Raw genomic sequence first — 20,445 nt, forward strand, 5'->3', positions numbered from 1 at the left:
CCCGACATCCCCACTCACCGAACCGGGGCAAAAAAGCCTCGATCCGACGAATGGGGCTGCCGGGGCCCAGACTTATCTAGTGCAGAACTCAGTTACCGCTAGAGTTCAGCGCTTCGGTCAGTGCAGCTTCCACTTCACTGGCGCTTACGCGCAGCGGCTTGTCAGCATCACGGCGACGCTTACGCTCGCTGTGGTAAGCCAAACCGGTACCGGCTGGGATCAAACGACCCACAACCACGTTTTCTTTCAGGCCGCGCAGGTAATCGCGCTTGCCGGTTACCGCTGCTTCGGTCAGTACACGAGTGGTCTCCTGGAAGGAGGCCGCCGAGATGAACGACTCAGTGGACAACGACGCCTTGGTGATACCCAGCAGCACGCGGGTGAACTTGGAGACAAACTTGTCTTCCGCGCCCAGACGCTCGTTCTCTACCAGTACGTGAGTCAGTTCCATCTGGTCGCCCTTGATGAAACTGGAATCGCCGGATTCAGCGATTTCAACTTTACGCAACATCTGACGCAGGATGGTCTCGATGTGCTTATCGTTGATCTTCACGCCTTGCAGGCGGTAAACGTCCTGGATCTCGTTAACGATGTACTTGGCCAGCGCACTCACACCCAGCAGACGCAGGATGTCGTGTGGATCGCTCGGGCCGTCGGAGATAACTTCGCCGCGGTTTACCTGTTCGCCTTCGAAGACGTTCAGGTGACGCCACTTCGGAATCAGCTCTTCGTACGGATCGGTACCGTCGTTCGGGGTAATGACCAGACGGCGCTTGCCCTTGGTCTCTTTACCGAACGCGATGGTGCCGCTGACTTCAGCCAGAATCGACGCTTCTTTCGGACGACGAGCTTCGAACAAGTCGGCAACACGCGGCAGACCACCGGTGATGTCACGGGTCTTCGAAGTTTCTTGCGGGATACGCGCGATAACATCACCGATCGCGATCTTCGCACCATCCGCTACACCGACCAGGGCGTTGGCTGGCAGGAAGTACTGAGCGATTACGTCAGTGCCTGGCAGCAACAAGTCCTTGCCGTTGTCATCGACCATCTTCACGGCAGGACGGATGTCTTTACCGGCAGCTGGACGATCTTTCGCGTCGAGTACTTCAATGTTGGTCATACCGGTCAATTCGTCAGTCTGACGCTTGATCGTGATGCCTTCTTCCATGCCCACGTAGGTCACGGTACCTTTCATTTCGGTAACGATTGGGTGAGTGTGCGGATCCCACTTGGCCACGATTGCGCCAGCGTCGACCTTGTCACCTTCTTTAACCGAAATCACAGCACCGTACGGCAGCTTGTAACGCTCGCGCTCACGACCGTAGTCATCAGCGATTGCCAGCTCACCGGAACGGGACACAGCAACCAGGTGGCCATCCACTCGCTCAACGTGTTTCAGGTTGTGCAGACGGACAGTACCGCCATTCTTCACCTGAACGCTGTCGGCTGCGGAGGTCCGGCTTGCCGCACCACCGATGTGGAACGTACGCATGGTCAGCTGGGTACCCGGCTCACCAATGGACTGGGCAGCGATAACGCCGACCGCTTCACCGATGTTCACCTGATGACCACGAGCCAAGTCACGGCCGTAGCACTTGGCACAAATGCCGTAGCGGGTTTCGCAGCTGATCGGCGAGCGAACGATCACTTCGTCGATGCTGTTGAGTTCGATGAACTCGACCCACTTCTCATCTACCAGGGTGCCGGCAGGAACGATAACTTCCTCGGTGCCTGGCTTGAATACGTCACGGGCAATAACACGACCCAATACGCGCTCACCCAGTGGCTCTACAACGTCACCGCCTTCAATGTGCGGCGTCATCAGCAGGCCGTGCTCGGTGCCGCAATCGATCTCGGTTACAACCAGATCTTGTGCAACGTCTACCAGACGACGCGTCAGGTAACCGGAGTTAGCGGTTTTCAACGCGGTATCCGCAAGACCTTTACGAGCACCGTGAGTCGAGATGAAGTACTGAAGTACGCTCAAACCTTCACGGAAGTTCGCGGTAATCGGCGTTTCGATGATGGAGCCGTCCGGCTTGGCCATCAGGCCACGCATACCGGCGAGCTGACGGATCTGCGCAGCAGAACCCCGTGCGCCCGAGTCGGCCATCATGTACATCGAGTTGAAGGACTCTTGGTCAACTTCGTCGCCGTGACGGTCGATGACTTTCTCTTTCGAGAGGTTGGCCATCATCGCCTTGGAAACTTCGTCGTTTGCCTTCGACCAAAGGTCGATCACCTTGTTGTACTTCTCGCCCTGGGTTACCAGGCCGGAGGCGTACTGGCTTTCGATCTCTTTCACTTCATCGGTTGCAGCCGCGATGATGCGAGCTTTTTCATCCGGGATAACGAAGTCGTTAACACCGATGGAAACGCCGGAAATGGTCGAATAGGCAAAACCGGTGTACATCAACTGGTCAGCGAAGATCACGGTCTCTTTCAAACCAACCACGCGGTAGCACTGGTTGATCAGCTTGGAGATCGCCTTTTTCTTCATCGGCAGGTTGACGACGTCGTACGACAGACCTTTTGGCACAACTTGATACAGCAGCGCACGGCCGACAGTAGTGTCGACGATACGGGTGCCGCTCACGCTGCCGCCATCACGGTCGTTGACGGTTTCGTTGATCCGCACTTTGACCTTGGCGTGCAGTGCGGCTTCGCCGGCACGGAACACACGGTCAACTTCTTGCAGGTCAGCGAATACACGACCTTCGCCCTTGGCGTTGATCGCTTCACGGGTCATGTAGTACAGACCCAATACAACGTCCTGCGACGGAACGATGATTGGCTCACCGTTGGCTGGCGACAGAATGTTGTTGGTCGACATCATCAACGCGCGCGCTTCCAACTGGGCTTCCAGTGTCAGCGGTACGTGCACGGCCATTTGGTCGCCGTCGAAGTCGGCGTTGTACGCAGCACAGACCAGAGGGTGCAGCTGGATAGCCTTACCTTCGATCAGTACCGGTTCAAACGCCTGGATACCCAGACGGTGAAGGGTCGGTGCACGGTTGAGGAGAACCGGGTGTTCGCGGATCACTTCAGCGAGAACGTCCCAAACCTCTGGCAGTTCGCGCTCGACCATTTTCTTGGCCGCTTTGATGGTGGTCGCGAGACCGCGCATTTCCAGCTTGCCGAAGATGAATGGCTTGAATAGCTCAAGTGCCATCTTCTTAGGCAGACCGCACTGGTGCAGACGCAGGGTCGGGCCTACGGTAATTACCGAACGACCGGAGTAGTCAACACGCTTACCGAGCAAGTTCTGACGGAAACGACCTTGCTTACCCTTGATCATGTCAGCCAGGGATTTCAGAGGGCGCTTGTTCGAACCGGTGATAGCGCGGCCACGACGACCGTTGTCGAGCAGGGCATCGACAGCTTCTTGCAACATACGCTTTTCGTTGCGCACGATGATGTCCGGAGCGGACAGATCAAGCAGGCGCTTCAAGCGGTTGTTACGGTTGATCACGCGGCGGTACAGGTCGTTGAGGTCGGACGTCGCGAAACGACCACCGTCCAACGGTACCAGCGGACGCAGGTCTGGCGGCAGAACCGGCAGAACGGTCAGCACCATCCACTCTGGCAAGTTACCGGAACCTTGGAAGGCTTCCATCAACTTCAGACGCTTGGACAGCTTCTTGATCTTGGTTTCGGAGTTGGTTTGCGGAATCTCTTCACGCAGACGGCCAATCTCGTGTTCCAGGTCGATAGCGTGCAGCAGTTCGCGGACAGCTTCGGCACCCATGCGGGCATCGAAATCGTCGCCGAACTCTTCCAGCGCTTCGAAGTACTGCTCGTCGTTCAGCAGCTGACCTTTTTCAAGAGTGGTCATGCCTGGATCGATAACGACATAGCTCTCGAAGTAGAGAACACGTTCGATATCACGCAGGGTCATGTCCATCAGCAAGCCGATACGGGACGGCAGCGATTTCAGGAACCAGATGTGGGCAACCGGCGAAGCCAGTTCGATGTGCGCCATGCGCTCACGACGAACCTTGGCCAGTGCAACTTCAACGCCGCACTTCTCGCAGATCACACCACGGTGCTTCAAGCGCTTGTACTTACCGCACAGGCACTCGTAATCCTTTACCGGGCCAAAGATCTTGGCGCAGAACAGGCCGTCACGCTCAGGTTTGAACGTACGGTAGTTGATGGTTTCCGGCTTTTTAACTTCACCGAACGACCACGAACGGATCATCTCAGGCGATGCCAATCCAATACGGATGGCGTCGAACTCTTCGACTTGACCCTGGTTTTTCAGCAAATTCAGTAGGTCTTTCAAGGCCTTTCCTCCTGGCGGAGCAGAGAGCGGGCTAAACAGCCCCGCTCTCGATTCGCGTCACGTGTTATTCGGTTTCCAGATCGATATCGATGCCGAGGGAACGAATTTCTTTGATCAACACGTTGAAGGACTCGGGCATGCCCGGCTCCATACGGTGATCGCCGTCCACGATGTTTTTGTACATCTTGGTACGACCGTTCACATCGTCCGACTTCACTGTGAGCATTTCTTGCAGAGTGTAAGCAGCACCGTATGCTTCCAGTGCCCAGACCTCCATCTCCCCGAAACGCTGACCACCGAACTGAGCCTTACCACCCAGCGGTTGCTGGGTAACCAGGCTGTACGAACCGGTAGAACGAGCGTGCATCTTGTCGTCTACCAAGTGGTTCAGCTTCAGCATGTACATGTAGCCAACAGTAACCGGGCGCTCGAACTTGTTGCCGGTACGGCCGTCGAACAGCTGCATCTGGCCGCTTTCTGGCAGGTCTGCCAGTTTCAGCATGGCCTTGATTTCGCTTTCCTTGGCACCGTCGAACACCGGGGTAGCCATTGGAACGCCGCCGCGCAGGTTCTTCGCCAGATCCAGGATTTCCTGGTCGGAGAAGGTGTCCAGCTCTTCGTTGCGACCGCCGATCTCGTTGTAGATCTCGTGCAGGAACTTACGCAGGTCTGCGACCTTGCGCTGCTCTTCGATCATACGGTTGATCTTCTCGCCCAGACCTTTGGCCGCGAGGCCCAGGTGGGTTTCAAGGATCTGACCAACGTTCATACGCGAAGGTACGCCCAACGGGTTGAGGACGACGTCGACCGGGGTGCCATTGGCATCGTGCGGCATGTCTTCAACCGGCATGATCACGGAGACCACACCTTTGTTACCGTGACGACCGGCCATCTTGTCGCCCGGCTGGATGCGGCGACGGATTGCCAGGTAAACCTTGACGATTTTCAGCACGCCTGGAGCCAGGTCATCGCCCTGCTGCAGTTTGCGCTTCTTGTCTTCAAACTTGTCGTCCAGCAGACGGCGACGATCAACGATGTAGGCCTGGGCCTTCTCGAGCTGCTCGTTCAGAGCATCTTCAGCCATGCGCAGTTTGAACCACTGGCCGTGCTCAAGACCGTCGAGGATTTCGTCGGTGATGTCCTGACCTTTCTTCAGACCCGCGCCGCCTTCAGCCTTGTGGCCTACCAGGGCGGAACGCAGACGTTCGAAGGTCGCGCCTTCAACGATACGGAACTCTTCGTTCAGGTCCTTGCGGATCTCGTCGAGCTGGGTCTTCTCGATGGACAGTGCACGAGCATCACGCTCAACGCCGTCACGGGTGAAGACCTGTACGTCGATGACAGTACCTTTGGTACCGGTCGGTACACGCAGGGAAGTGTCTTTAACGTCGCTGGCTTTTTCACCGAAGATGGCACGCAACAGCTTCTCTTCCGGAGTCAGTTGGGTCTCGCCTTTCGGAGTGACCTTACCGACCAGGATGTCGCCTGCGCCTACTTCAGCACCTACATAAACGATACCGGCTTCGTCCAGCTTGTTCAGTGCAGCCTCACCCACGTTCGGGATGTCTGCAGTGATTTCCTCTGGCCCAAGCTTGGTGTCACGTGCCACACAGGTCAGTTCCTGAATGTGGATCGTGGTGAAACGGTCTTCTTGAACAACACGCTCGGACAGGCAGATGGAGTCTTCGAAGTTGAAGCCGTTCCATGCCATGAACGCGATGCGCATGTTCTGACCCAGTGCCAGTTCACCCATGTCGGTGGACGGGCCGTCGGCCATGATGTCGCTACGCTGGACGCGATCACCCTTGCTCACCAGCGGACGCTGGTTGATGCAGGTGTTCTGGTTCGAGCGGGTGTATTTGGTCAGGTTGTAGATGTCGACACCGGCCTCGCCAGTTTCTACTTCGTCATCGGCAACACGAACCACGATACGGCTGGCGTCAACAGAGTCGATCACGCCACCACGACGAGCCACGACGCAAACGCCGGAGTCACGGGCTACGTTACGCTCCATGCCGGTACCTACCAGCGGCTTGTCAGCGCGCAGGGTCGGTACAGCTTGACGCTGCATGTTGGAACCCATCAACGCACGGTTGGCGTCATCGTGCTCCAGGAACGGGATCAGCGACGCAGCAACCGAAACTACCTGCTTCGGCGATACGTCCATCAAGGTGACGTCTTCCGGCGCCTTGACGGTGAACTCGTTCAAGTGACGAACAGCTACCAGCTCGTCGATCAGGACTTTCTTGTCGTTCATCGTGGCCGAGGCCTGAGCGATCACGTGATCAGCTTCTTCGATGGCGGACAGGAACACGATCTCGTCGGTGACCAGAGCGTCTTTCACTACACGGTACGGGCTCTCGAGGAAGCCGTACTGGTTGGTGCGCGCATAAGCGGCCAGGGAGTTGATCAGACCGATGTTCGGACCTTCCGGCGTTTCGATCGGGCAAACACGACCGTAGTGCGTCGGGTGTACGTCACGAACCTCAAAGCCAGCACGCTCACGGGTCAGACCGCCCGGGCCCAGTGCAGAAACACGGCGCTTGTGGGTGATCTCGGAGAGCGGGTTGTTCTGGTCCATGAACTGCGAGAGCTGGCTGGAACCGAAGAACTCTTTCACCGCCGCAGCCACAGGCTTGGCGTTGATCAGGTCTTGCGGCATCAGGCCTTCGCTTTCTGCCATCGACAGACGCTCTTTGACCGCACGCTCAACACGTACCAGGCCAACGCGGAACTGGTTCTCGGCCATTTCGCCTACGCAACGAACACGACGGTTACCCAGGTGGTCGATGTCATCGACGATGCCTTTGCCGTTACGGATGTCGACCAGGGTCTTCAGTACCGCGACGATGTCTTCCTTGCACAGCACGCCCGAACCTTCGATCTCGGTACGACCGATACGACGGTTGAACTTCATCCGGGCCGACCGCAGACAGGTCATAGCGCTCAGGGCTGAAGAACAGGTTGTTGAACAGGGTCTCGGCAGCGTCTTTGGTAGGTGGCTCACCAGGACGCATCATGCGATAGATCTCGACCAGCGCTTCCAATTGGTTGCTGGTGGAGTCGATCTTCAGCGTGTCGGAGATGAACGGACCGCAGTCGATGTCGTTGGTATACAGGGTCTCGATGCGAACGACCTGAGCCTTGGCGATCTTGGCCAGGATCTCGGTGTTCAGCTCGGTGTTGCACTCAGCCAGGATTTCGCCTGTAGCCGGGTGAACGATGACCTTGGCGGTCGTGCGGCCCAGGACGTAGTCCAGAGGCACTTCCAGCTCTTTGATACCGGCTTTTTCGATCTGGTTGATGTGGCGCGCAGTGATACGACGGCCAGCTTCAACAATGACCTTGCCTTTTTCATCCTGGATGTCCAGGACGGCAATTTCACCACGCAGACGCGAAGCGATCAGCTCCAGCTTGAGGGTTTCATCCTTCAGGCTGAATACGTTGGTGGTGTAGAAGGCATCCAGCACTTGCTCAGTGGTGTAACCGAGCGCGCGCAGCAGTACCGAGGCCGGCAGCTTACGACGACGGTCGATACGCACGAACACGCAGTCTTTCGGATCGAACTCGAAGTCCAACCACGAACCGCGGTACGGAATGATCCGCGCGGAGTACAGGAGTTTGCCGGAGCTGTGCGTCTTGCCGCGGTCGTGGTCGAAGAACACGCCCGGGGAACGGTGCAGCTGGGAAACGATCACACGCTCGGTACCGTTGATAACGAAGGTACCGTTCTCGGTCATCAATGGGATTTCGCCCATGTAGACTTCTTGCTCTTTGATGTCCTTGATCGCTTTGTTCGACGATTCTTTGTCGAAAATGATCAGGCGCACTTTTACCCGCAAAGGTACGGCGTAAGTAACACCGCGCAACACGCATTCTTTGACATCAAATGCCGGTTCGCCCAGGCGATAACCGACGTACTCCAGCGCAGCATTGCCGGAGTAGCTGATGATCGGGAAAACGGATTTGAAGGCCGCATGCAGGCCCACGTCGCGGAACTGATCTTTGGTCGCTCCCGCCTGCAAGAATTCACGATACGAATCCAGCTGGATAGCCAGAAGGTACGGGACATCCATGACGTCCGGCAACTTGCTAAAGTCCTTGCGGATACGTTTTTTCTCAGTATATGAGTAAGCCATCAGCGTTCCCCAGCTTGGTCACCTGCTTGTTTGGCCCTCCCGACGGGAGCAGCCAGAAAATCTTGCAAACCCCATGGTTTGCACCACCGCATCGGGTGGCTACAGCGCGTTAATGGCGGCGACCGAGTCGACAGCCAAGAACGGAAAAAGGCCGGTGGCAAGAGCCACCAGCCATCAGCCTTCAGCTTAACGCTTGGGCTGGAGACGCAAGGTCGATGCTTACTTCAGCTCGACTTTAGCGCCTGCTTCTTCCAGTACTGCTTTGGCTTTGTCAGCTGCGTCTTTCGACACTGCTTCCAGAACCTGGGCAGGAGCGCCGTCAACTACAGCCTTGGCTTCTTTCAGGCCCAGACCGGTCAGTTCACGTACTGCCTTGATCACGTTTACTTTCTTCTCGCCAGCTTCCAGCAGCATGACGTTGAATTCGGTTTGCTCTTCAGCAGCAACAGCAGCAACAGCTGGGCCAGCGGAAGCAGCGGCAGCGGAAACGCCGAATTTTTCTTCGAAAGCTTTGATCAGCTCAACAACCTGCAGAACCGACATTTCAGCTACGGCGTTGAGGATATCGTCTTGGGAGATAGACATTGCTGTATTTCCTGAATTGGGGGACGGCCTACGCGGCCATCGAAATAAACAAAAATACGCGAGAGAAGTTGCTCAGCCTTAGGCTGCGGCAGCTTCTTTTTGCTCGCGAACTGCAGCCAGAGTACGAGCCAGCTTGCTGGTAGCGCCTTGAATCACGCTCATCAGCTGCGAAATGGCTTCGTCGCGGGTCGGCAGTGTTGCCAGTACGTCGATTTGGTTAGCTGCGAGGAACTTGCCCTCGAACGCAGCTGCCTTGATCTCGAACTTATCCTGACTCTTGGCGAATTCTTTGAACAAACGGGCAGCAGCGCCTGGATGTTCTTTGGAGAACGCGATCAGAGTCGGGCCAGTGAACACGTCGTTGAGGACACTGTATTCAGTGTCAGCAACAGCGCGCTTGAGCAGGGTGTTACGTACAACACGTACGTATACGCCAGCTTCACGAGCCTCTTTACGGAGTCCGGTCATAGCGCCTACTGTCACACCACGGGCATCAGCCACGACAGCGGACAGAGCAGCTTTGGCAGCCTCGTTGACTTCAGCGACGATGGCCTTCTTGTCTTCGAGATTAATTGCCACGGGTTTAACTCCTGCTTGTTACCGTTTCATCTGGCCGGAGCCGGATGTCGTTTTGGTGTCTGATTCGGTAAGGAACCGGGAGCACCATCTGCGTAGGCTTGTGGTTTAAGACTTGCGTCGCCTACGGTCTTGGATAGCCCCCGCCAGGCAGGGACCCCAATTTTTTCAATCGGCGCGATCGCTCGCGCCGATCTGTGTCTTATACGTCCAGCGAGCCTTGGTCGATGACCAGACCTGGGCCCATAGTGGTGCTCAGGGTAACGCGCTTGACGTAGATACCTTTCGAGGAAGCTGGCTTGATACGCTTCAGATCAGCGATCAGGGCTTCAACGTTTTCCTTCAGCTTGACGGCATCGAAGCCGACTTTGCCAACGGAGGTATGAATGATGCCGTTTTTGTCAGTGCGATAACGAACCTGACCCGCCTTGGCGTTTTTAACCGCGGTGGCTACGTCTGGGGTTACGGTGCCGACTTTAGGGTTAGGCATCAGACCACGTGGACCGAGGATCTGACCCAACTGACCTACAACGCGCATTGCATCCGGGGAAGCAATAACTACGTCATAGTTCAGGTCGCCGCCTTTCATTTCGGCAGCCAGGTCGTCCATGCCAACGCGATCAGCACCAGCGGCCAGAGCAGCTTCAGCTGCTGGGCCTTGGGTGAAGACAGCTACACGTACAGTCTTGCCAGTACCGTGTGGCAGCACAGTTGCGCTACGAACGACCTGGTCGGATTTACGTGGGTCAACACCCAGGTTTACAGCAACGTCTACGGACTCGCTGAACTTGACAGTCGACAGCTCAGCCAGCAGGGCAGCGGCGTCTACAAAGTTGTAGGCCTTGCCTGCTTCGATTTTGCCGGCGATAGCCTTTTGACGCTTGGTCAGCTTAGCCATTACACACCCTCCACGTTAAGGCCCATGCTACGAGCAGAACCGGCGATGGTACGCACGGCTGCATCCATATCAGCTGCAGTCAGATCCGCGTTTTTGGTTTTCGCGATTTCTTCCAGCTGAGCACGAGTTACGGTGCCAACCTTAACGGTGTTCGGACGAGCGGAACCGCTAGTCAGACCAGCAGCTTTCTTCAACAGAACCGAAGCCGGGGTCGACTTGGTTTCGAAGGTGAAGCTACGGTCGCTGTATACAGTGATGATCACTGGAGTCGGCAGACCTGGCTCAAGACCCTGAGTACGGGCGTTGAAGGCCTTGCAGAATTCCATGATGTTCACGCCGTGCTGACCCAGAGCTGGACCGACGGGTGGGCTAGGGTTGGCCTGAGCGGCCTTCACTTGCAGCTTGATGTAAGCGGTAATCTTCTTGGCCATGAGGCACTCCAATTACGGGTTCAAACGCCTCGAAAGGCTCCCCGGTTACTTGCGCGTTTATCCCAGTGACGACAAAACCCCACAGCCTAAGGCTGCGGGGTTGGGATGCTTGCTCAGCTAGACCTTCTCGACCTGGCTGAACTCCAACTCTACCGGAGTAGAGCGACCGAAAATGAGCACTGCCACTTGGATCCGGCTCTTTTCGTAGTTAACTTCTTCGACAGTACCGTTGAAATCAGCAAACGGACCATCTGTGACACGAACAACCTCACCCGGCTCGAACAACGTCTTCGGCTTAGGCTTGTCGCTACCATCGGCAACGCGGCGCAGAATCGCTTCTGCTTCTTTGTCAGTGATAGGAGCAGGCTTATCAGCAGTACCGCCAATGAAGCCCATGACACGAGGGGTATCCTTGACCAAGTGCCAAGTACCTTCATTCATGTCCATCTGAACCAGCACATAGCCAGGGAAGAACTTGCGTTCGCTTTTGCGCTTCTGGCCATTCCGCATTTCAACCACTTCTTCAGTGGGAACCAGAATTTCGCCGAAGCCATCTTCCATGCCTGCCAGCTTTACGCGCTCTAGCAAAGAGCGCATAACATGCTTCTCGTAACCCGAGTAAGCATGCACAACGTACCAACGCTTAGCCACGGGACACCCTTAGCCAACAATCAAGGAAACAAGCCAGCCGAGCAGGGAATCAAGCCCCCACAACAGCAACGCCATAACCAGAACAACAGCCACAACGATCAACGTGGTCTGCGTGGTTTCTTGGCGAGTCGGCCAAACGACTTTACGGATTTCGGTGCGAGCTTCCTTTACCAGGACCGCGAAAGACTTGCCTTTAGCAGTCTGCAGGCCTACAAAGGCAGCTACAGCAGCAAGGGCAAGCAAAGCGAGGACACGGTACAGGATCGGCGAAGCAGAATAGTACTGATTGCCAACAACGCCTACGACCACCAAGGCAACTACAGCGAGCCACTTGACCAGATCGAAACGAGAGCTTTGAGCTTCAGCCTTAGGAGTCATCTATGAAGATCCTGTGAAAAGAAAGCCAGATACACCACGTGAATCTGGCAGGTCAGGAGGGAATCGAACCCCCAACCTACGGTTTTGGAGACCGTCGCTCTGCCAATTGAGCTACTGACCTAAAACAAAATCAGGCCGACCATTATGCAGGCCTGAAAAAGACTTTACAACAACCAACCCCACTAGACTTGAAATCACCCGACGATAAAGCCAGACGCAACACTAACAAGCCGAGGCAGCTGTTAAAACAAAGGCAGATATTTTCATATCTGCCTTGTTATATGGAGCTCTTGAGCGGATTTGAACCGCTGACCTCACCCTTACCAAGGGTGTGCTCTACCAACTGAGCTACAAGAGCAAAACACCTTGCACAACCTGCAAACTTGGAGCGGGTAGCGGGAATCGAACCCGCATCATCAGCTTGGAAGGCTGAGGTTCTACCACTAAACTATACCCGCGGAGCTTGCAGCTCACGCTAAAAATGGTGGAGGGGGAAGGATTCGAACCTTCGAAGTCGTAGACGTCAGATTTACAGTCTGATCCCTTTGGCCGCTCGGGAACCCCTCCTAAGCGAGCCGGCATTTTACATTACGCCGACCTTCTGTCAAGCATTTTCTCATTTAAAAATATGAGGTTAGCTGCGTTGACCTTCGCTTCACACTGTAGGCCTTAAAGGTCTTCACTGCGAAGCGGGCGCCATTCTATGCAAACTATTCGAGAGATGCAACGCCTTCGCACAACATTATTTTATGTTTTAACTCATTGAATTCCTTAGCAAGGTTTTCAAATGGCAGATCCTCAGCCAGGCGTCGGCTTTCAGGGGCTACGCGCAGCCAATAGCCAGAGGCTTCAGCAGTATTGAGCAATTGGACCGTGACCCTTATATCCAGGCTTGTGAGGCGCTGCTCAACAGACTGCGCCTGCCGCTGGTCCGCAAAACCACCGATGTACAAACACATATTCTGCGCCTCAGATGCTTTTGCACGATCTCTGCGCGTCACCGCATCAGACGACTCACTGAGCAAGCGAATGTCCTGTTGCGACCCCTTGTAAAGACTCAGAGGCGTGACATCTTTGGCGCGCAACGGTGCTTCTTGCTGATGCCAGATGTAGTAGAAGGCGTTGAGGACAAGTAAAAGCAAAAACAACCAACGCATATTCACCTCAAGACAAAGGACAAGCCATCGCCAAACCGACAAAAACCAAATCTGGAACGAGTCGGGCCTGTGGCACCGCATCTGCCACCAAATCGGCGTCCCCTCCCGTAAGGAACACAGTGAAGTCATCACCCCAGTAGCTTCGCGCCAGCTCTAACTGAGTGAGTACAAACCCTCGAAGCATAAGCGTACAACCTCGCTCCACTGCCTCTACGGTCGTACGACCTGGAGAGAGGCGCTCCAGCGCCCTTTCAGCAGCAGCGTCGTCGTACCGTATCTTGCGTGTATGAGTTCGCAGTTGGTTGCGCATGAGCGGCATACCTGGACAGATGAATCCACCGAGGTGCTCACCATCCGCTGCGATGAAATCCGCCGTGGCTGCGGTGCCGAAATCGAGCACCAGGCAAGCACCGCGCGCCAACTTGAACCCACCCAGCATTGCCAGCCAACGATCAAGGCCCAAACGCTCAAAATCTTCGTAGCCGTTACGCACTCCGGCCATCGCGCGCGCGGGAGCCGCACAGGAGACAGCAACTCCGAAAGCCTCATGCAGGGCCGCAACCAGCTTGCTTGTTTCTTCCAGGGCACGAACGCTCACCAGCCGGCAACGCGTCAGCAACAAACCGGGAAGCGCCATGAGGCTATCAATCAAAGCCAGATCCGAACCAACAATCCCTTCCGAAGAGGCGTGAGCACTGTCGGCATCAAGTACACGCCATTTGATAAAGCTATTCCCACAGTCGAGCTCAAGAATCATCACGCAACCTCAGGCTTAACTCACCGCCATTGTATATTTTCTCAACACCATCGACGCTCAAGCGCAGCGCCCCCTGGTGGTCTACACCCAGTACAACGCCATCGACTTGGCTGATACCCGCGATAAGCGACACCGGCCTTCCTTGCCAGGCGTGATTCTGCTCCCACTCATCTTTGAGTGCGACAAAACCACCCTCCCGGTGCCGTTCAAGGTAGCGCTGCAGCTGCAACCCCAACTGCGCCACCATCGCATTGCGATTCGCCGGAGAACCTGTCTGCAACTGAACCGAAGTCCATTGCTGGTCCACCTCGTCAGCCCTCTGCATATTCACGTTGATGCCTATTCCGAGGACAACGTGGCAAATATCAGCGGGGTCTCCTACCAACTCCAGCAAAATCCCGGCAATTTTCTTCTGCCCTACCAGAACGTCGTTTGGCCACTTCAGAGTAACGTTCTGCACACCCGACTCGCGCAAGGTCTGCATGACCGCCAAGCCCACCACCAGGCTCAGTCCCTCCAACTGCCGAAGGCCCGACTCGATGCGCAATACGAGGCTGTAATACATATTTTGTGCGAACGGGCTTACCCACTTCCGCCCCCTCCTACCCCGGCCGGCCGTTTGCTGCTCCGCAAGCACCAGGAGCGGCGCCGCGCAACCGCCATCAACAAGGCGCAAGGCTTCGGCATTAGTGGAGTCAACGGAGTCAGAGATATGAATGGGCCACGCCAGGGAGGGCGCATTCAAGGCAATATCTTCAGCAGTCAAGAACACCAACGGTGACGCCAACTGATACCCCTTACCTCGCACCTTATGGAGGGGCAGATTGAGTTCTGCTTCCAGGTGCTGGAGCTGCTTCCAGACAGCACTGCGGCTGACACCCAGGGCGGCGCCAAGCGCTTCACCCGAGTGGAATCGGCCATCTTTCAGAAGTTTTAACAGCGTCAGCATGCAAATATCGCCTCACAATGAGGCACGCATGATAGCCATGCGCAGAGTCATTGCATAGAAACGCAGGACCTTAGCACTGAAGGTCGTCGAAATGGCCGCCTTTGTGTTTTTCGACCGCCCAAAACAAAACCCCATCTGCTTTCGCAAATGGGGTTTCGGAATTTAATCTTGACGATGACCTACTCTCACATGGGGAAACCCCACACTACCATCGGCGATGCATCGTTTCACTGCTGAGTTCGGGATGGGATCAGGTGGTTCCAATGCTCTATGGTCGTCAAGAAATTCGGGTACTGAGTCGTGGCATAGGCCTCGCTTCAGCAAATTGGGTATGTGACAGCTTTCGGTGTTTTGTGAGATTCGAACTTTCGGTTCTATCGTCTTCACACACCGCAATCTGATGCTCTTTATTAGAGAGTCGACTCAAATTGCTTGGGTGTTATATGGTCAAGCCTCACGGGCAATTAGTATTGGTTAGCTCAACGCCTCACAGCGCTTACACACCCAACCTATCAACGTCGTAGTCTTCGACGGCCCTTCAGGGAACTCAAGGTTCCAGTGAGATCTCATCTTGAGGCTAGTTTCCCGCTTAGATGCTTTCAGCGGTTATCTATTCCGAACATAGCTACCCGGCAATGCCACTGGCGTGACAACCGGAACACCAGAGGTTCGTCCACTCCGGTCCTCTCGTACTAGGAGCAGCCCCTCTCAAATCTCAAACGTCCACGGCAGATAGGGACCGAACTGTCTCACGACGTTCTAAACCCAGCTCGCGTACCACTTTAAATGGCGAACAGCCATACCCTTGGGACCGGCTTCAGCCCCAGGATGTGATGAGCCGACATCGAGGTGCCAAACACCGCCGTCGATATGAACTCTTGGGCGGTATCAGCCTGTTATCCCCGGAGTACCTTTTATCCGTTGAGCGATGGCCCTTCCATACAGAACCACCGGATCACTAAGACCTACTTTCGTACCTGCTCGACGTGTCTGTCTCGCAGTCAAGCGCGCTTTTGCCTTTATACTCTACGACCGATTTCCGACCGGTCTGAGCGCACCTTCGTACTCCTCCGTTACTCTTTAGGAGGAGACCGCCCCAGTCAAACTACCCACCATACACTGTCCTCGATCCGGATAACGGACCTGAGTTAGAACCTCAAAGTTGCCAGGGTGGTATTTCAAGGTTGGCTCCACGCAGACTGGCGTCCACGCTTCAAAGCCTCCCACCTATCCTACACAAGCAAATTCAAAGTCCAGTGCAAAGCTATAGTAAAGGTTCACGGGGTCTTTCCGTCTAGCCGCGGATACACTGCATCTTCACAGCGATTTCAATTTCACTGAGTCTCGGGTGGAGACAGCGCCGCCATCGTTACGCCATTCGTGCAGGTCGGAACTTACCCGACAAGGAATTTCGCTACCTTAGGACCGTTATAGTTACGGCCGCCGTTTACCGGGGCTTCGATCAAGAGCTTCGCGTTAGCTAACCCCATCAATTAACCTTCCGGCACCGGGCAGGCGTCACACCCTATACGTCCACTTTCGTGTTTGCAGAGTGCTGTGTTTTTAATAAACAGTCGCAGCGGCCTGGTATCTTCGACCGGCATGAGCTTACGGAGCAAGTCCTTCACCCTCACCGGCGCACCTTCTCCCGAAGTTACGGTGCCATTTTGCCTAGTTCCTTCACCCGAGTTCTCTCAAGCGCCTTGGTATTCTCTACCCAACCACCTGTGTCGGTTTGGGGTACGGTTCCTGGTTACCTGAAGCTTAGAAGCTTTTCTTGGAAGCATGGCATCAACCACTTCGCTAACTAAAAGTTAGCTCGTCATCAGCTCTCGGCCTTAGAATCCCGGATTTACCTAAGATTCCAGCCTACCACCTTAAACTTGGACAACCAACGCCAAGCTGGCCTAGCCTTCTCCGTCCCTCCATCGCAATAACCAGAAGTACAGGAATATTAACCTGTTTTCCATCGACTACGCTTTTCAGCCTCGCCTTAGGGACCGACTAACCCTGCGTCGATTAACGTTGCGCAGGAAACCTTGGTCTTTCGGCGTGGGTGTTTTTCACACCCATTGTCGTTACTCATGTCAGCATTCGCACTTCTGATACCTCCAGCAAGCTTCTCAACTCACCTTCACAGGCTTACAGAACGCTCCTCTACCGCATCACTTACGTGATACCCGTAGCTTCGGTGTATGGTTTGAGCCCCGTTACATCTTCCGCGCAGGCCGACTCGACTAGTGAGCTATTACGCTTTCTTTAAAGGGTGGCTGCTTCTAAGCCAACCTCCTAGCTGTCTAAGCCTTCCCACATCGTTTCCCACTTAACCATAACTTTGGGACCTTAGCTGACGGTCTGGGTTGTTTCCCTTTTCACGACGGACGTTAGCACCCGCCGTGTGTCTCCCATGCTCGGCACTTGTAGGTATTCGGAGTTTGCATCGGTTTGGTAAGTCGGGATGACCCCCTAGCCGAAACAGTGCTCTACCCCCTACAGTGATACATGAGGCGCTACCTAAATAGCTTTCGAGGAGAACCAGCTATCTCCGAGCTTGATTAGCCTTTCACTCCGATCCACAGGTCATCCGCTAACTTTTCAACGGTAGTCGGTTCGGTCCTCCAGTTAGTGTTACCCAACCTTCAACCTGCCCATGGATAGATCGCCCGGTTTCGGGTCTATTCCCAGCGACTAGACGCCCTATTAAGACTCGCTTTCGCTACGCCTCCCCTATTCGGTTAAGCTCGCCACTGAAAATAAGTCGCTGACCCATTATACAAAAGGTACGCAGTCACCCAACAAAGTGGGCTCCCACTGCTTGTACGCATACGGTTTCAGGATCTATTTCACTCCCCTCTCCGGGGTTCTTTTCGCCTTTCCCTCACGGTACTAGTTCACTATCGGTCAGTCAGTAGTATTTAGCCTTGGAGGATGGTCCCCCCATATTCAGACAAAGTTTCTCGTGCTCCGTCCTACTCGATTTCATGACTAAGAGATTTTCGCGTACAGGGCTATCACCCACTATGGCCGCACTTTCCAGAGCGTTCCGCTAATCTCAAAGCCACTTAAGGGCTAGTCCCCGTTCGCTCGCCACTACTAAGGGAATCTCGGTTGATTTCTTTTCCTCAGGGTACTTAGATGTTTCAGTTCCCCTGGTTCGCCTCTTACGCCTATGTATTCAGCGTAAGATAACCATCTTATGATGGCTGGGTTCCCCCATTCAGACATCTCCGGATCAAAGTCTGTTTGCCGACTCCCCGAAGCTTTTCGCAGGCTACCACGTCTTTCATCGCCTCTGACTGCCAAGGCATCCACCGTATGCGCTTCTTCACTTGACCATATAACCCCAAGCAATCTGGTTATACTGTGAAGACAACATTCGCCGAAAATTCGATAATACTCAAAACTGAGTAACTCACAAATTTTACCTTAGCCTGATCCGTTACCAGTGAAAGTAACGTTCAGTCTATCTTTCTATCACATACCCAAATTTTTAAAGAACGATCTAATCAAAGACTAGAAATCAACATTCACCATCATCTTGATGGAATGCTCATTTCTAAGCTTTCAACTTCTAGAAGCAGTAGTGGTGGAGCCAAACGGGATCGAACCGTTGACCTCCTGCGTGCAAGGCAGGCGCTCTCCCAGCTGAGCTATGGCCCCGTATTTCTACAGGCGTTTCCCACACAAAATTGGTGGGTCTGGGCAGATTCGAACTGCCGACCTCACCCTTATCAGGGGTGCGCTCTAACCAACTGAGCTACAGACCCAATTTCGGGCTGCTTCTTATCGTCTTCTTCAATGAATCAAGCAATTCGTGTGGGAACTTATGGAGCAGCTGATGTCGTCGATTAAGGAGGTGATCCAGCCGCAGGTTCCCCTACGGCTACCTTGTTACGACTTCACCCCAGTCATGAATCACACCGTGGTAACCGTCCTCCCGAAGGTTAGACTAGCTACTTCTGGTGCAACCCACTCCCATGGTGTGACGGGCGGTGTGTACAAGGCCCGGGAACGTATTCACCGCGACATTCTGATTCGCGATTACTAGCGATTCCGACTTCACGCAGTCGAGTTGCAGACTGCGATCCGGACTACGATCGGTTTTATGGGATTAGCTCCACCTCGCGGCTTGGCAACCCTCTGTACCGACCATTGTAGCACGTGTGTAGCCCAGGCCGTAAGGGCCATGATGACTTGACGTCATCCCCACCTTCCTCCGGTTTGTCACCGGCAGTCTCCTTAGAGTGCCCACCATTACGTGCTGGTAACTAAGGACAAGGGTTGCGCTCGTTACGGGACTTAACCCAACATCTCACGACACGAGCTGACGACAGCCATGCAGCACCTGTCTCAATGTTCCCGAAGGCACCAATCTATCTCTAGAAAGTTCATTGGATGTCAAGGCCTGGTAAGGTTCTTCGCGTTGCTTCGAATTAAACCACATGCTCCACCGCTTGTGCGGGCCCCCGTCAATTCATTTGAGTTTTAACCTTGCGGCCGTACTCCCCAGGCGGTCAACTTAATGCGTTAGCTGCGCCACTAAAAGCTCAAGGCTTCCAACGGCTAGTTGACATCGTTTACGGCGTGGACTACCAGGGTATCTAATCCTGTTTGCTCCCCACGCTTTCGCACCTCAGTGTCAGTATTAGTCCAGGTGGTCGCCTTCGCCACTGGTGTTCCTTCCTATATCTACGCATTTCACCGCTACACAGGAAATTCCACCACCCTCTACCATACTCTAGTCAGTCAGTTTTGAATGCAGTTCCCAGGTTGAGCCCGGGGATTTCACATCCAACTTAACAAACCACCTACGCGCGCTTTACGCCCAGTAATTCCGATTAACGCTTGCACCCTCTGTATTACCGCGGCTGCTGGCACAGAGTTAGCCGGTGCTTATTCTGTCGGTAACGTCAAAATTGCAGAGTATTAATCTACAACCCTTCCTCCCAACTTAAAGTGCTTTACAATCCGAAGACCTTCTTCACACACGCGGCATGGCTGGATCAGGCTTTCGCCCATTGTCCAATATTCCCCACTGCTGCCTCCCGTAGGAGTCTGGACCGTGTCTCAGTTCCAGTGTGACTGATCATCCTCTCAGACCAGTTACGGATCGTCGCCTTGGTGAGCCATTACCTCACCAACTAGCTAATCCGACCTAGGCTCATCTGATAGCGCAAGGCCCGAAGGTCCCCTGCTTTCTCCCGTAGGACGTATGCGGTATTAGCGTCCGTTTCCGAACGTTATCCCCCACTACCAGGCAGATTCCTAGGCATTACTCACCCGTCCGCCGCTCTCAAGAGAAGCAAGCTTCTCTCTACCGCTCGACTTGCATGTGTTAGGCCTGCCGCCAGCGTTCAATCTGAGCCATGATCAAACTCTTCAGTTCAAACATCTTTGGGTTTTTAAGAAACCCTAAACTTGGCTCAGCAATCGTTGGTTACATCTTTGATTTCTCGCGGAGTAACTTGTGATGCTGATAATCTTGTTGACTATCAGTCTGACTCCACAAGCACCCACACGAATTGCTTGATTCAGTTGTTAAAGAGCGGCTGGTTAAGATCTTTCGTCTCAACCGAGGCGCGCATTCTACAGCAGCCTCATTTGCTGTCAAGTGATTATTTTCAGAAGCTTTCGAA

At 54.5% G+C, this 20,445-nt stretch carries 10 protein-coding genes, 6 tRNA genes, 3 rRNA genes and 1 pseudogene; all 20 read right to left on the bottom strand.

Annotated features, from left to right (window positions below; translation table 11 throughout):
• Positions 1-88: 88 nt before the first annotated feature.
• The 20 genes and pseudogenes from rpoC to AYR47_RS03880 all read right to left on the bottom strand — a co-directional run bounded on the left by rpoC (position 89) and on the right by AYR47_RS03880 (position 20,195).
• Positions 89-4,288 (bottom strand): DNA-directed RNA polymerase subunit beta', encoded by a 4,200-nt coding sequence (gene rpoC / locus AYR47_RS03785; RefSeq protein ID WP_033900032.1) that lies wholly within the window; start codon positions 4,286-4,288, stop codon positions 89-91.
• 64 nt (positions 4,289-4,352) lie between these two features.
• A pseudogene (rpoB, locus tag AYR47_RS03790) lies at positions 4,353-8,427 on the bottom strand (DNA-directed RNA polymerase subunit beta).
• A 219-nt stretch (positions 8,428-8,646) separates the two neighbouring features.
• Complete coding sequence (gene rplL, locus AYR47_RS03795) at positions 8,647-9,012, bottom strand: 50S ribosomal protein L7/L12 (protein WP_003210093.1); 366 nt, start codon at positions 9,010-9,012, stop codon at positions 8,647-8,649.
• A gap of 78 nt (positions 9,013-9,090) precedes the next feature.
• A complete protein-coding gene (gene rplJ / locus AYR47_RS03800) occupies positions 9,091-9,591 on the bottom strand; it encodes a 50S ribosomal protein L10 (RefSeq protein ID WP_016969477.1) in 501 nt (166 codons plus the stop codon).
• Between the two features lie 199 nt (positions 9,592-9,790).
• Positions 9,791-10,486 carry a 50S ribosomal protein L1 gene (rplA, locus tag AYR47_RS03805; RefSeq protein WP_033900028.1) on the bottom strand — a complete coding sequence of 232 codons (696 nt, stop codon included), beginning with the start codon at positions 10,484-10,486 and terminating at the stop codon, positions 9,791-9,793.
• Entirely contained in the window at positions 10,486-10,917 is a 432-nt protein-coding gene (rplK, locus tag AYR47_RS03810; RefSeq protein WP_003176435.1) for a 50S ribosomal protein L11, read from the bottom strand. The genes rplA and rplK overlap by 1 nt, the downstream gene beginning before the upstream one ends.
• Before the next feature lie 117 nt (positions 10,918-11,034).
• Positions 11,035-11,568: a transcription termination/antitermination protein NusG gene (gene nusG, locus AYR47_RS03815; RefSeq protein ID WP_003176436.1), complete on the bottom strand. Its 534-nt coding sequence runs from the start codon at positions 11,566-11,568 to the stop codon at positions 11,035-11,037.
• Positions 11,569-11,577: 9 nt separating this feature from the next.
• Complete coding sequence (secE, locus tag AYR47_RS03820; protein WP_003194658.1) at positions 11,578-11,946, bottom strand: preprotein translocase subunit SecE; 369 nt, start codon at positions 11,944-11,946, stop codon at positions 11,578-11,580.
• Positions 11,947-11,991: 45 nt separating this feature from the next.
• Positions 11,992-12,067, bottom strand: a tRNA-Trp gene (locus AYR47_RS03825).
• A 161-nt stretch (positions 12,068-12,228) separates the two neighbouring features.
• Positions 12,229-12,304, bottom strand: a tRNA-Thr gene (locus tag AYR47_RS03830).
• A gap of 26 nt (positions 12,305-12,330) precedes the next feature.
• Positions 12,331-12,404: transfer RNA gene (locus AYR47_RS03835), tRNA-Gly, on the bottom strand.
• A gap of 24 nt (positions 12,405-12,428) precedes the next feature.
• Positions 12,429-12,513 (bottom strand) — tRNA-Tyr (locus tag AYR47_RS03840).
• A gap of 143 nt (positions 12,514-12,656) precedes the next feature.
• Positions 12,657-13,103, bottom strand: coding sequence for a hypothetical protein (locus AYR47_RS03845; RefSeq protein WP_033900026.1), 447 nt, complete (start codon positions 13,101-13,103; stop codon positions 12,657-12,659).
• 7 nt (positions 13,104-13,110) lie between these two features.
• Complete coding sequence (locus AYR47_RS03850) at positions 13,111-13,860, bottom strand: pantothenate kinase (RefSeq protein ID WP_061434345.1); 750 nt, start codon at positions 13,858-13,860, stop codon at positions 13,111-13,113.
• Positions 13,850-14,809, bottom strand: coding sequence for a bifunctional biotin--[acetyl-CoA-carboxylase] ligase/biotin operon repressor BirA (gene birA, locus AYR47_RS03855; protein ID WP_033900022.1), 960 nt, complete (start codon positions 14,807-14,809; stop codon positions 13,850-13,852). Before birA ends, AYR47_RS03850 begins: the two co-directional genes overlap by 11 nt.
• A 166-nt stretch (positions 14,810-14,975) precedes the next feature.
• A 5S ribosomal RNA gene (rrf, locus tag AYR47_RS03860) occupies positions 14,976-15,091 on the bottom strand.
• Between the two features lie 161 nt (positions 15,092-15,252).
• Positions 15,253-18,144: ribosomal RNA gene (locus AYR47_RS03865) — 23S ribosomal RNA — on the bottom strand.
• A gap of 249 nt (positions 18,145-18,393) precedes the next feature.
• Positions 18,394-18,469 (bottom strand) — tRNA-Ala (locus AYR47_RS03870).
• 30 nt (positions 18,470-18,499) lie between these two features.
• Positions 18,500-18,576, bottom strand: a tRNA-Ile gene (locus AYR47_RS03875).
• An 82-nt stretch (positions 18,577-18,658) separates the two neighbouring features.
• Positions 18,659-20,195 (bottom strand): 16S ribosomal RNA (locus AYR47_RS03880).
• The 16S, 23S and 5S rRNA genes sit together here with 2 tRNA genes alongside, the layout of an rRNA operon.
• Positions 20,196-20,445 lie beyond the last annotated feature (250 nt).

The organism is Pseudomonas azotoformans, from assembly GCF_001579805.1.
In the GTDB taxonomy this organism is placed as follows: Bacteria; Pseudomonadota; Gammaproteobacteria; order Pseudomonadales; family Pseudomonadaceae; genus Aquipseudomonas; species Aquipseudomonas azotoformans_A.

Coding starts and splice junctions, on each gene's coding strand:
- rplL (WP_003210093.1), bottom strand. CDS start 9,012: ATGTCTATCTCCCAAGACGATATCCTCAACGCCGTAGCTGAAATGTCG.
- rplA (WP_033900028.1), bottom strand. CDS start 10,486: ATGGCTAAGCTGACCAAGCGTCAAAAGGCTATCGCCGGCAAAATCGAA.
- rplK (WP_003176435.1), bottom strand. CDS start 10,917: ATGGCCAAGAAGATTACCGCTTACATCAAGCTGCAAGTGAAGGCCGCT.
- secE (WP_003194658.1), bottom strand. CDS start 11,946: ATGACTCCTAAGGCTGAAGCTCAAAGCTCTCGTTTCGATCTGGTCAAG.
- AYR47_RS03845 (WP_033900026.1), bottom strand. CDS start 13,103: ATGCGTTGGTTGTTTTTGCTTTTACTTGTCCTCAACGCCTTCTACTAC.
- AYR47_RS03850 (WP_061434345.1), bottom strand. CDS start 13,860: ATGATTCTTGAGCTCGACTGTGGGAATAGCTTTATCAAATGGCGTGTA.
- birA (WP_033900022.1), bottom strand. CDS start 14,809: ATGCTGACGCTGTTAAAACTTCTGAAAGATGGCCGATTCCACTCGGGT.